Raw genomic sequence first — 13,457 nt, 5'->3', positions numbered from 1 at the left:
TTATTGTAATGTTATTTAAAAACAAGAGAATAATGATTCTTTTGTTATGCTTGTTATTGTGGTTTGGAGTTCGAAAGAGAAGTTTGAAATGAAAAAATAGGGGATTTGCGAAGCGGGAGAGTGCCCCTTTTTGTAGACAGCGGCGAAGTCAACGGAGTTGGCCCCATATCCCTCGTCATGTTCCGGTATGGGGCCTCACGTATTAGTCTTTTAAAATGACATCGCCTAAAATGAGCTTTTTCTCGTAGCTCGAAGACGGATTGAGAATCCTCCATAACATTTGATCGACAGCTCTGCGACCGAGTAATTCCTTGTCGACGTTTACGGTAGCTTTGCTCGGAAGCGACGGGTCCGTATTATCGAAGCCGGTAAAAATGCATTTTTCGGTAATGTTCACGCCTAATCGTTCGAATGTATCAATCGTGTAGGAAACATAAAAATCGTTCGCGCATACAAACACTTCAGGCAGTTCATTTGTTTTAAACACCCGCTCGATCATTTCGTAGAAATTGTCATGCACATGATCAAGAAGCTCAGGTATTTGTGTCTGAGCTATTTTGTGTTCTTGAAGGGCTGCGCTGAAGCCGAGCCAACGCTCGTAAAAGCTTTGAGCATCCGCAATTTTGCCAATGAATTGATAATTTTTGTAGCCCTTTCGGATCAAAGCTTTCATGATCTCCCTCATACCGGCCAAATTATCGGTGAAGATTGAGTCGCTTTGGAAGCTATGGTCAAGGTGGTCGACCATAACGACTGGTATGCCGAGACGCTTGATATCGAAAAGAATCGGCGTTGAAATCGATCCGATGGTAATGATGCCCATGATTGCCTCCGGATTAAGCAGGGAGAACATTGAATCGTCAGCCGGCTCCGTGAGCGTCATGATATTGATTTTTTTCTGATTGAGCCGGGAGGAAATGCCGTTAAAGACCGGCCCCCAATACAAGGATTCTGTGTTCTGGTAGCGCACGTTCGGAAAGAGCACGAGAATGGTACCGGACCACGTCCGCGTATCCGGATCTATGTGACCGGGGGGGGCGGCGACAGGATTTTGTGAATCCTTGAAATAGCCCAGGTTCCCGGCAGTATTAATAATTAATTCCCTGGTTTGCGCGCTTACGCCCGATTTTCCGGACAGCGCTCTCGATACAGCATATTTCGATAAGCCGATTTGATCCGCGATTTCCTGGATCGTCACTTTACTACGCACGAAGATCATCCTCTTTTTCTTGTGTAATGAATTCATACCTAATACAGATTTCAAATCATTTTTGTTTGGTTACGTTGTTATTTGTCAGTATATCATAACAATTTGTTATGTGGAAAGCCCTTTGTTTTTGAGACGGTTTTCATGGCATATTTACCTCATTTTCCGCATAAATAACAGGCTTTTATTCCTCCTAACTGAATTTGAGTTTGAGATAACAAATAAAAACGATTGACCTTTATTTTATGTCGTGATATCTTTTGTTATGCAAACAAAAAAACAAACCAAATAACAAAAAAGGTGGTGATTCGGTTTTAATGCAGTCGTTGATAACAAGTTGTGATCTCAGGCTGCATGTAAATGTTTGATTTACCGGCGGGGATTCGAATGAAGACATTAAAATTGGGAGGTTTGTCTATGAGAAAAATGAAAGGGCTTTCTATTTTGGTCATGTGCTTGACGCTATTGCTATCCGCTTGCAGCAAGGAAACGAACACTACAGATTATACGCCTCCGTCGGAGACGGCAGCATCCTCACCGGAAGGAGAAGCGGTCGACCTGGGCGGACGCGTAATCCGGGTAGCGGCATGGTGGGATTTGAAGCCGGCGGGCGAGAGTGCATCCGACAAAGCGCGTTTGGATAAAATTGCCGAGGTCGAGCAGAAATACAACGTGAAAATCGAATTTTTGAATGTCCCTTTTGAAGAGTACATGAACAAATTTACGACAACCGTCCTCGCGGGAGAGCCTTTCGCTGATATCGTTCAGATGGAGTATAAATCGGCACTGCCGGCCATTCTGAAAGGCCAGCTCGTCCCGGTCGACGAATTCGCGCAATCTTTCTCTAACATTAATAACGAAGCGAACCTGATTACAAGATATCCGGCCATCGCGGGCCATGAATACGCCTTCGACAATCCGACCGCGATCGGACTCGGCATGCACTACAACCGCGATTTGTTCAAGAAGCTCGGCCTGCCCGATCTGCAAGAGCTGTACGCCTCCGGTGAGTGGAACTGGGAAAAATTCATAGAGATCGCGAAGCTTGCCACCAAAGATACGGACAACGACGGCAAGACCGATGTGTACGGCTACTCCGGATGGGCGCTCGATGCCGTGAAGCATTTCGCGGCGGCAAACGGTGTGAAGCTCGCGGATGAGGAAGCAGGCAAGGAAGGCATTTCCGATCCGAGAACGATCGAAGCGGCCGAGTTCGTAAACCGTCTCTACAATACGGAGAAGGTCGTGAAAGTGAAAACAGGCGACCCGATGAACTGGGAAGAGTCGAATACGTTTAAAGACGGCGATGTTGCGATGTTCACGTCGGCCGAGTGGAATTTGAGGGATCTTACGTTCGACATGGGCGTTGTTCCGATTCCGAACGGTCCGCAAGGAACGAAGGAAATGACATACGCGAACACTTCGGCGTCGGCCAAGTTTATCCCGAAGGGCGTCGTCGATCCGAAGATCGTCTACCAAATTTACGAGGAAACATTCGATATTCCGCAAATTGAAGAGTACCCGGGCCAGGACTATTTGGAGAGCATTTACGGCCATGAAGAGGACGTTGCGATGATTCGGGAACATATCGCGGGCACCGGCGTGATCATGATTGACGACGCTTACCCGGATTATCCGACTTATTCTTTTGTGCAGGATGTTATCGTTAACAAGGCTTCCGTTGCCGCCTCCGCGGAGAAATACAAAGCGCAGGCACAGGCTTCGATCGACAAGCTCGGCAAGTAACCGGTGAACAGCCCTCGGGGGTGTCTATTCAGACTTCCCCCGACTGTATGAACGAAGAGAGAAAGGCAAGCCGCTCTTTACGGAAAAGGGGGATTTGTGGTGAACAGCAGCGAAAGGCTGACAAAATTGGCAAGAAACATGGTTCTCGCCACACTGGGGCTGTCGCTCGTTCTTCCGGCTGGCGTAAGCTTGCAGGCGGATCTAGGTCACGCCGCCGCTCCGGAAAAATCGGCGCAGGAAGAACACTCGAGCCCTGCCAGGACAGGCGAGGTAAAATACGCGGAATACTTGACCGGATACTCCGATGCGGGTAAGCCTGCCCGCGAGATCGTCGTCCAAGCCGCGAACTACATGAGCGTTAGCGAAACAGCAGGCTTTAAGAAGCTGGAGAGCTACGAAGGCATGGATGGCCCATCTTTGCTCACGCCGGAATCAGGGACAGTGGAGTGGACCGTCGATGTGCCGGAAGCAGGATTGTACAATTTATCCTTGCTGTATTATCCGATCGAAGGCAAAAGCTCGGCCATCGAGCGCTCGCTTACCATCGACGGTGAACGTCCGTTCAAGGAAGCCGCCTATTTGCAGTTTGACCGGATATGGAGCAACGAGAAAGCCGAAATGGTTACGGACAACCAAGGAAACGATCTAAGGCCAAGACAGGTTGAAGCGCCGAGATGGAGCGAAAAGCGATTTCAAGACTCTGATGGCTACGAGAATGACCCGTTCCTCTTTTATTTCTCTAAGGGTGAGCATACGATCACGCTCGAATCCACACGTGAGCCGATGGTCATCAAGCACCTGAAGCTTTGCCAGCCGCAAACGCCGCCTGCTTATATAGAGGCGAGCCGGAGATACGAAGAACTAGGCGCCAGACCGGTAAGCGACGTACTTGTAACCGTTCAAGGCGAAGACGCGATTGCCAAATCGTCACCTACGTTGTACCCACTTAGCGAACGCTCAAGCGCTGCCGTAACGCCGTACAGCGCTTCAAAAATAAAAGTCAACACGATCGGCGGTTTGAATTGGCGCTTGCCCGGCCAGTGGATGGAATGGGAAATCAACGTCCCGGAAACCGGATTGTACAAAATCGCCTTTAAATCGAAGCAGAATTTCGTGCGAGGCATCTATTCGACGCGCAGGATGACGATCGACGGCACTGTGCCGTTTCAAGAAATGGAGCGAGTGGCCTTCAAGTACAAAAACGGCTACCGGCTCGATGTCATGGGTGGAAATGATCCGTATCTGTTCAAGCTGGACAAAGGGAAACATGTGCTTCGTCTTGAAGCGAATCTCGGCGAATTCGCTCCGCTTATCCGCGAGGTCGAGAGCAGCCTTTATCGCTTGAACGAAATGTACCGCAAAATATTGATGATTACCGGAACGAAGCCCGATGAAATCCGCGACTATCAGCTGGAGAAAAAAATTCCCAATATGCTGGAGGCGTTCAATACGGAGAAGGAGCGGCTTGATAGCGTATCAGAGCAGCTGATCGAACTCGCCGGTCAATCCAGTGACCAGATCGCGCTGCTGAAGACGATGTCGGCGCAGCTGGAGGAAATGATCGACCGGCCCGATACGATTCCAAGAAGGCTTGCCGCTTATAAAACAAACACCGGCGGCCTTGGCACATGGGTGCAGAAGGCACGAGAGCAGCCGCTGGAGATTGATTCGATTTACGTGGCTTCGCCGGACGCGAAGTTTCAGAAGAAGGGGATGGGCTTCGGCTCCAAGCTTATGCATGAGGCATCCGCCTTCCTGTCTTCTTTCTTTACGGATTATAACCAAATCGGAAATATCGCGGAGGACAAAGATCAGCGAACGATCACCGTTTGGATCGGCAGCGGGCGCGATCAGGCGAACACGATGAAGGCGATGATTGATGAAACGTTCACCTCCGAGACCGGCATTAACGTTAATCTGAAGCTGGTCAACATGGGAACGCTCCTTCCGGCAACGCTGGCGGGCCAAGGACCCGATGTTGCGATGCAAGTCGAGAACGACATCCCTGTCAATTATGCGATGCGCGGAGCTGCGGCCGATTTGACCCAATTCGACGATTTTGACGAAGTGAAGAACCGTTTCCGTCCCAGCTCGCTAGTTCCGCTCACCTACGAGAACGGTGTATACGCGTTGCCGGAGACACAAACCTTCAATATGCTGTTTTACCGGAAAGACGTGCTGGAGGAGCTCGGGCTTGGGGTTCCGCAGACATGGGATGACGTTGCGAGTCTGCTAGCCGTGCTGAGCAAAAATCATATGCAGCTCGCGCTGCCGCAGGTCGCGCATGCAGCCGTTCAAGGCCAGAATTTGCCGCCGAATTCGATGTATGCCGCGCTGTTGTTCCAGAACGGCGGACAATTTTACCGCAGCGACGGGCGAGAATCCGATCTGGACTCCCGCGTCGGCCTTGAGACGTTCAAGCAGTGGACGGAGCTATACACCGATTATAAGCTGGAGCGGGAATTCGATTTCGCAAATCGTTTCCGAACCGGGGAGATGCCGATCGGTATCGCCGATTATACGACATACAACCAGCTGTCAGTTTTCGCTCCGGAAATCAGGGGTTTGTGGGGGTTCACGACCATTCCGGGTACAGTGCAGGAGGACGGCACAATTAACCGAGAGGTGCCAAGCGGCGGGCAATCCGTCATTATGCTCGACAAGGCGAAGGATAAGGAAGCAGCCTGGGCATTCATGAAGTGGTGGACCAGTGACGAGGCGCAGACGACGTTCGGCCGGGAAATGGAAGGCCTGATGGGCGCAGCAGCCCGTTATCCGACGGCCAATATCAAGGCGCTCGACAGCCTCCCTTGGCCGGTTGCCGACTATGAAAGCCTGAAAGCCCAATTCGAGTGGGTCCGCGGCATTCCCGAAGTACCGGGCGGTTATTTTACGGGGCGCCATCTCTTCAATGCGTTCTACAAGACGGTTGTCGGACAGGTGGAAGCACGCGAATCGATGACTGACTACGTGCAGTACATTCAAGATGAGATTACGACAAAACGGACTGAATTTGGTCTGCCGCAATAAAGGGGAGGTTTCAAATATGCAACATTGGTGGAGCCTGAAATTGCGGGAAGCAAAAAACAATAAGCATTCGTATATTTTGCTGGCACCGTACATGGTCTTGTTCACCGTTTTTACGGTCGTACCGGTCCTCATATCGATCTTACTTAGCTTTACTTATTTCAACATGCTGGAATTCCCGCGCTTTATCGGCTGGCAGAACTACACGAGGCTGTTCCTTGAGGACGACATCTTCCTGATTGCAGTGAAGAACACGCTGCTGTTTGCGGTCATTACCGGACCGGTCAGTTATATCGCTTGTTTCGTATTCGCATGGATCATCAATGAGCTGTCGCCGAAGCTAAGGGCGCTGATGACACTTATCTTCTACGCCCCGTCGATTTCCGGCAACGTATTTTTTATTTGGCTAATGGTATTTTCGGGAGATCGCTATGGGATCGCCAACGGATTTCTGATCAAATGGGGCTTCATTTTGGAACCGATTCAGTGGCTAAAGACGGAGGAGCTGATTTTGCCGATCATCATTGTCGTTCAACTTTGGCTCAGCCTAGGCACCGGTTTTCTGGCATTCATCGCAGGCTTGCAGATCGTGGATAAAACATTGTACGAGGCGGGAGCCGTGGACGGGATTAGGAATCGCTGGCAGGAGCTGTGGTTCGTTACGCTTCCTTCGATGCGTCCGCAGCTCATGTTCGGAGCAGTCATTCAGCTGACGACCGCATTCGCCGTAGCCGACGTGTCAATTGCGTTGGCGGGTTTTCCGAGCGTGAACTACGCCGCGGAGACGATCGTTACCCACCTGATGGATTTCGGCACCACCCGGTTTGAAATGGGCTATGCGTCATCCATCGCTACCGTGCTGTTCATGATTATGGTGGGCACGAACCTAATGATTCAAAAACTTCTACGCAAGGTGGGAGAATGATTCGATGACCTCTTCGTTTATCGTCCGGAAGAAAAGGGTTAACCGGTCGTTTTGGGGCAGTTTCTCGCTGTTTATACTGCTGGCGGCGTTTGGAGCATTCATGGTTCTGCCGCTCATTTACGCGATCAACAACGCCTTTAAGCCGCTTGATGAAATTTTCATGTTTCCGCCCACGCTTTTCGTGCGCAACCCGACTCTGTTCAACTTTATTGATCTGATCAATTTGCTTGGCAATTCGTGGGTACCGTTCTCGCGGTACGTTTTTAATACGGTGTTCATTACGGGAATGGGCATCATCGGCCATGTGCTGCTGGCCTCAGCGGCGGCTTATCCGCTTGCAAAACATAAGTTTCCGGGCAAAAACTTCATGTTTACCGTCGTCGTCCTGTCGCTCATGTTCACTCCTGCCGTAACGGCCATCCCGACCTATATGATCATGTCGTGGATCGGCCTGATCGATACGTATTGGGCTGTCATTGTCCCGGCGTTTGCCTATTCGCTCGGCCTGTACCTGATGAAGCAGTTTATGGAACAAATTCCCGACGCGTTGCTGGAGGCGGCAAAGCTTGACGGCGCGAGCGAATACCGCATTTTCTGGTCGATTGTGATGCCGAACGTGAAGCCGGCATGGATGACATTAATCATTTTACTATTTCAAATGTTATGGGGCAGCGACGGCAACGGCTTCATCTATAGCGAACAGCTTAAATCGCTTCATTATGCGTCGAACCAAATTGTTCAGGGCGGCATCGCCCGGGCAGGCGCGGCGGCGGCCGTGGCGCTCATTCTGATGAGCGTGCCGATTACGCTGTTCGTCTTCTCGCAAAGCCGCATTATCGAGACGATGGCGACCTCGGGCATGAAGGACTAGGAGGGAACACAATTGGCAGTGAAACAATGGATGGTTTCCGTTGCGGCGGCTTTATTACTCACTACTGCAATGACGGAGCCGGTGTCCGCCGCATCGACGCCATATGAGAGCTACAATTATAACTATTGGGAAGAGGCTGTGCCTGGTCCGGCAGCTTACGTGCCGAGTCGGGCAATTAATGGTTCCGGGCTTGACATCGGCGACTTCCAGGAGCCAGGCGACATGGCAGCCGCAGGAGATGGCCGCTTGTACGTCGCCGACACCGGCAACAATCGGATTGTCCATCTGGACGAGAAATGGCGAGTGAAGGAAGTGATTGACGGATTCGAGAACGGCGGCAAGCGGGATGGCTTTAATCGTCCAACCGGCCTTTTTGTCGACGACGACGGCTTTCTCTATATCGCTGATACCGACAATGCCCGGATCGTCGTTCTGGCCAGCGATGGAAGTTTGCATATGCTGATCGAGAACCCGGCGTCCGATATTTTGCCCGCGGATTTCAAATTTCACCCCCTCAAGGTGACGGTAGACAAAGCGAAGCGGATTTATGTTGTTGCCAGGGGCGTTTACGAAGGCATTATGCAGTTCGATGGGAACGGACGATTCATCGGGTACGTCGGGACGAACAAGGTACAGCGGGACTACGTCGAAATGTTATGGAGAAATTTCTCAACGGAAGCGCAGAAGGCCCAAATGGTCTTGTTCATCCCGACCGAGTTTTCCAATATGGATATCGATGCGAAGGGCTTCGTCTACGCAACGAATATTGATCCCGGATCGAAGGAGCCGGTCAAGCGGCTTAATCCGTCCGGCGAAGACGTGCTGAAGCGGTTCGGTTATTTCGACGTAAGCGGTGATATCCGGTACCGGATCGCGGAAGGCCCATCGACGATGATCGACGTGAAAGTGCTCGGAAGCGGCATGTACAGCGTACTGGACGCTACGCAAGGCAGAGTATTCACCTACGATGATGAGGGCAATCTCCTTTACGTGTTCGGGGGCAAAGGGAATCAACTTGGAACATTCAAGGCACCGGCCGCGATCGAGCAAATCGGTAACGATCTGGCCGTGCTGGACCGAGGTAAAGGCGATATCGTCCTGTTTGAGCCGACGAAGTTCGGCTCCGCCGTGAATGCGGCAACTGCGCTTCATTATAACGGCGAGGATACGAAGGCCGTGCCGCTATGGGAAGAAGTGCTCCGGCTTAATGCCAATTATGACATCGCCTATATCGGAATCGGCAAATCAATGCTGATGGAGAAACGAAATAAGGAAGCGATCGAGTATTTCAAGCTGGGCATGGACCGGGATCATTACTCGGTTGCTTGCAAGCGGTACCGGCGCGAGGTGATGAAGGAGCATTTCGGAGAGTTCCTGTCTGCGTTGCTTCTGCTAACTGCCGTGTGGGCGGTTTATTGGCTTGCGCGCAGACGGAGGACAGTCGCGTACGGATCCGCCGAACAAATCGCTAAGGAGGGAAAATGGAGATGAAGCAGGATTTTTTCCGGTTCCCGCTGCATGTCATTGTGCATCCGTTCGATGGTTTCTGGGATCTAAAATACGACGGTAAGGGCAAGCTTCGCGTAGCGCTGGTCATCCTGATGCTGGTTGTTCTCTCGGTCATTATGCAAAAGCAGTTTTCGGGCTTTCTGGTTAATTTCAACGATCCCCGTAATTTGAACAGTATCATGGAGCTGATTACGATCGTATTCCCGTTTTTTTTATGGTGCGTGTCGAACTGGGCGATCACGACGCTAATGGAGGGGGAAGGGAGATTTAGGGAGATCGTGATGGCAGCAGGTTATTCGCTTGTGCCAATCGTACTGATGTACGTGCCTATGACGATCATAAGCCGCTTTATGGTGCAGGAAGAAACGGCTTTCTATTACTTGCTGACGTCGATCGCATTCGTTTGGTTTATCGGACTGTTGTACGTCGGTACAATGACGGTTCACCAGTATACGGCGGTTAAAACGGTCTTGACGATGGTGCTGACTGTTATTGTCATGGGCATCATCGTATTCCTCGGCGCACTCGTATTCAGTATGCTTCAGCAAATATACGAATTTGTTTTGAACGTGTACCGCGAGATTATTTTTCGAACATAAGGGGGGCGCGGGTGTGAACAAAAAAAAGATTCTTGTTGCGGCGCTTTCCTGCGCCGCAGCCATCATCGCCCTTGGCGGCTATTGGTTTTTCGCGAGTCAAAGGGGGGCGGTGAACGATGCCGCCGTTTATAAAGAGGAGTCTTCCAGACCGGAAGCCGGTACTGAACTGAGGGCGCTTGCGGATGCCTCGCCCGGCATTCCCGGTATGAAGCTGGTCGCGGACAATCCGAAACTGTCGCTCTATTACGATCCTGATACTACCGAGGTAGCCGTGCTTGACAAGCAGAGCGGCAAGGCGTGGCGCAGCAATCCGTCAAGCCGGGGCGAGGACGCAATCGCGTCCGGTTACGAGAAGGAATCGCTTTCTTCGCAATTAACGGTTTTGTTCCGTGATGCTTTAGGCACGCTTGACACCTTTACGAACTTCGGGCGAAGCATAAGCGATAAGCAGTTTGCAGCAGAGAAAATCGAGAACGGGATCCGAATCACATATACGTTAGGGGATCTTTCGCTTGGTATAGATGCTTTACCGAAGCTGATCGGCAAGTCGAGACTGGAGGAGAAGGTGCTCTCCAAGCTGGATCAACCGACCGCTAATTACGTATCGGCCCGTTATTATCCAAGCGAAGCCAATCCGGAAGTGCTCGAGCGGTTGGACGGACAGATCGCGAAGCAGCTCGTGCTCAATAAGATGCTGGCCGCATTTGAGAAAGCCGGCTATAGCTCAGATGACCTGGCGGCAGACAATGCAGAGCATGGCGCCTTGGAGAGCGATGTCGCTTCCAAGCCCAATTTCGTCATCCCGATTGAATATCGTCTGGACGACGAATCGCTGGTCGCTACCGTTCCGCTTGCACAGATCAGGGAAAGCGGCGAATACCGAATCCGCAGTATCGAGCTTCTTAATTTCTTCGGGGCGGCCGGAACCGGAGAAGTGGGCTACATGTTTGTTCCCGACGGTTCGGGCAGCCTTATTCACTTGAATAACGGTAAGGTGAAGGAAGAGCAGTACGTCCAGCGGTTGTACGGTGCAGACCCGAACGACAACAGCATAAGGCGAGGACAAGTAAGCGAGAGCGCCCGAATGCCGGTATTCGGCCTTAAGTCCGGAAAAGCGGGCTGGTTCGCGGAGATCGAACAAGGCAGCGCGATCGCGAGTATTGCAGCTGATGTCAGCGGCAGAAAAAATTCGTACAACCATGTTTACAGCACTTTTGCGCTGCGAGGGGAAGACGAGCTGGAGCTGTATACCGGATCGAAAATTCAAGAGATTCAGCTTCTGAACGAGGAAATGTATAAGGGGGATATCCGGGTCCGGTATCACTTTCTATCCGGCGCCAAAGCCACCTATGCAGGCATGGCCGAGCTCTATCAGAACAGGCTGGTCAGCGCCGGCGCCTTGAAGCCGCTTAAGGAGGAAACGGCTCTGCCGTTCTACCTCGATATTGCGGGGGCGGTTGACAAGCAAAAATCGTTTCTGGGAGTCCCATACCGCTCGGTTGTCTCCATGACAAACTTCGAGCAGGCGTCCGAGCTCGCCGCCAAGCTGAAGAAGGATGGGATCGACCGCCTGCAGATGCGATATATGGGATGGTTCGGGAATGGCATCTATCATAAATCACCAATCAAGCTGGATGTGGACGGCGTTCTTGGCGGTAAAAACGAGTTTCGGGCTTTGTCAAAGCAGCTTAAAGAAGCGGGCGGCAATTTGTACCCGGATGTAGCTTTCCAGCAAGTGTTCCGTAACGACGCCGGCTTTGCGCCAAGCAGAGATGCGGCAAGGTTCGTAACGAAGGAGCAGGCTGAGTTGTATCCGTACAACCGCGCGCTTAACCGAATGGACATATCGCTCGGAAGTTATTATTTGCTGTCGCCAGCGAAGCTGCCGCATTTCGTCGACGCCTTTATTAACCGGTATGCGTCATTCGGAATGTCTGGCGTATCGCTTCGTGATCTTGGCGGCATGCTTAGCTCCGATTACCGCGATCATCGTGTCGTGCACCGGGAGTCGGCGATGAAAATTGTGGAAGGGCAGCTCGACAAGCTCGAATCGCAGGCTGGATCACTTATGATCGCGGATGGTAACGCGTATTCTTGGCCATACGCGGATCATCTGATCAACGTGCCGACTGCCTCCAGCGGCTTTAAAATCGCCGACGAGGAGGTACCTTTCTATCAGATGGTCATTCACGGCTTTGTAAATTACGCAGGCTCGCCCGTTAACCTGAGCGATGAACAGGATATGCAAGAACAGCTGCTGCGCACAATCGAGCTTGGCGCGTCGCCGCATTTCCTTTGGTCCTACGAGCCGTCCTCAAGCCTTAAATTCACAGCTTTCGACATGCTGTTCTCTTCATCCTACGAAGCGTGGTATGACGAGGCGCTTGCCATGTACAAGGAAGCAAACGAGACATTAAAGCTGGTAAGCGGAAGCCGGATGGTTAACCATATCCGTCACCTGGACGGCGTCACGGAAGTTCAGTACGAAAACGGCATTTCGATCATCGTCAATTACACGAAAAAGTCCGTTTCCGTCAAAGGGCATCGCATCGGAGCCGAACATTATTGGATAGGAGGTGTTCCGTCATGAAGACTGCGAAGCTTACCTTGAACCGCAAGCGCTCCCTGCTTGGCATCGCCTTCATATTGCCGTGGCTAATTGGTTTTATCTTCTTGTTCGCGACGCCGCTCGTCCAATCGGTCCGCTTCAGTTTCAGCAAGCTGGTGATAGCCCCAAGCGGTTATGACCTTGAATTTCTGGCCTGGGATAACTTCAGAAACGCACTGTTCGTGGACGCGAATTTCAACCGGGTGTTGACCTCGTCTGTAACGGACATGCTTCTGAACGTGCCGATGATTTTATTCTTCAGCCTGTTCTCGGCGACGCTTCTCAACCAGAAATACCGCGGACGGGTTCTGGCCCGGGCGATCTTCTTCCTCCCGGTTATACTTGCTTCCAATGCGGTGGCTGCGGCGGAATCCTCCGGCCTGATCAACCTGATGGGTGACGCAAGCGTCGTCGACGAGATGGGGCAATCGACTTCGGGTTACAACGTCATGTCGATGGTCATGCTGCTGAGCGAGGCCGGGCTTCCGATGTCGTTCATCGATTACATTGTGAATGCGATCCTCCGCATTTACGACATTATTACGAGCTCAGGCGTGCAAATATTGATTTTTTTGGCGGCATTGCAATCTGTGCCGGGAACGATGTACGAGGTAGCGAAGATGGAAGGCGCGACCGCGTATGAATCATTCTGGAAAATTACATTTCCGATGGTAAGTCCGCTCATCCTGACGAATGTCATCTACACGATTATCGACTCATTCTCTGGCAGTGCCGTCACCGATTTAATCTACACGACAGCGTTCAAGACGCAAAATTTCGGCCTCAGCTCGGCAATGTCGTGGCTTTATTCGCTGCTTGTCGGTGTCATCCTTGTTATCATCGGCGTCGTGCTGTCAAAGCGAGTTCATTATAACTAAGCATTCCGTTAAGGAGGGAATCGGCCAATGGCAGCCGCAGAAAGCGTAGAGGCGAAAGCGAATCAATCCGTCGAAGCCGACGAGCGA

Annotated in this window: 9 protein-coding genes; 8 read left to right on the top strand and 1 reads right to left on the bottom strand. The window is 51.5% G+C overall.

From position 1 onward, the window contains the following. Positions 1-202: 202 nt before the first annotated feature. Positions 203-1,210: a LacI family DNA-binding transcriptional regulator gene (locus KP806_RS08030; RefSeq protein ID WP_224723044.1), complete on the bottom strand. Its 1,008-nt coding sequence runs from the start codon at positions 1,208-1,210 to the stop codon at positions 203-205. A gap of 414 nt (positions 1,211-1,624) precedes the next feature. Between KP806_RS08030 and KP806_RS08025 the strand changes: the two genes are divergently transcribed. From KP806_RS08025 to KP806_RS07990, 8 genes are all read left to right on the top strand, one after another. Then, a complete protein-coding gene (locus tag KP806_RS08025; RefSeq protein ID WP_224723043.1) occupies positions 1,625-2,953 on the top strand; it encodes an ABC transporter substrate-binding protein in 1,329 nt (442 codons plus the stop codon). Between the two features lie 138 nt (positions 2,954-3,091). Continuing rightward, positions 3,092-5,983 carry an extracellular solute-binding protein gene (locus KP806_RS08020; protein WP_263575632.1) on the top strand — a complete coding sequence of 964 codons (2,892 nt, stop codon included), beginning with the start codon at positions 3,092-3,094 and terminating at the stop codon, positions 5,981-5,983. A gap of 16 nt (positions 5,984-5,999) precedes the next feature. Further along, on the top strand, positions 6,000-6,905 hold the full coding sequence (locus KP806_RS08015) for a carbohydrate ABC transporter permease (protein WP_224723041.1): 906 nt from the start codon (positions 6,000-6,002) through the stop codon (positions 6,903-6,905). Positions 6,906-6,909: 4 nt separating this feature from the next. Further along, a complete protein-coding gene (locus tag KP806_RS08010; RefSeq protein ID WP_224723040.1) occupies positions 6,910-7,776 on the top strand; it encodes a carbohydrate ABC transporter permease in 867 nt (288 codons plus the stop codon). A gap of 18 nt (positions 7,777-7,794) precedes the next feature. Beyond that, positions 7,795-9,267, top strand: a complete 1,473-nt coding sequence (locus tag KP806_RS08005; RefSeq protein ID WP_224723118.1) for an NHL repeat-containing protein — start codon at positions 7,795-7,797, stop codon at positions 9,265-9,267. Further along, positions 9,264-9,884 carry a Yip1 family protein gene (locus KP806_RS08000; protein ID WP_224723039.1) on the top strand — a complete coding sequence of 207 codons (621 nt, stop codon included), beginning with the start codon at positions 9,264-9,266 and terminating at the stop codon, positions 9,882-9,884. The genes KP806_RS08005 and KP806_RS08000 overlap by 4 nt, the downstream gene beginning before the upstream one ends. A gap of 13 nt (positions 9,885-9,897) precedes the next feature. After that, entirely contained in the window at positions 9,898-12,474 is a 2,577-nt protein-coding gene (locus KP806_RS07995; RefSeq protein ID WP_224723038.1) for a DUF5696 domain-containing protein, read from the top strand. Continuing rightward, positions 12,471-13,370, top strand: a complete 900-nt coding sequence (locus KP806_RS07990) for a carbohydrate ABC transporter permease (RefSeq protein WP_224723037.1) — start codon at positions 12,471-12,473, stop codon at positions 13,368-13,370. The genes KP806_RS07995 and KP806_RS07990 overlap by 4 nt, the downstream gene beginning before the upstream one ends. Positions 13,371-13,457: the final 87 nt, after the last annotated feature.

It is taken from the genome of Paenibacillus vietnamensis (genome assembly GCF_020169515.1).
In the GTDB taxonomy this organism is placed as follows: Bacteria; Bacillota; Bacilli; order Paenibacillales; family Paenibacillaceae; genus Pristimantibacillus; species Pristimantibacillus vietnamensis.
The sequence above is the reverse complement of the archived record's forward strand: the minus strand, read 5'-3'. Positions and strand labels throughout refer to the sequence as shown.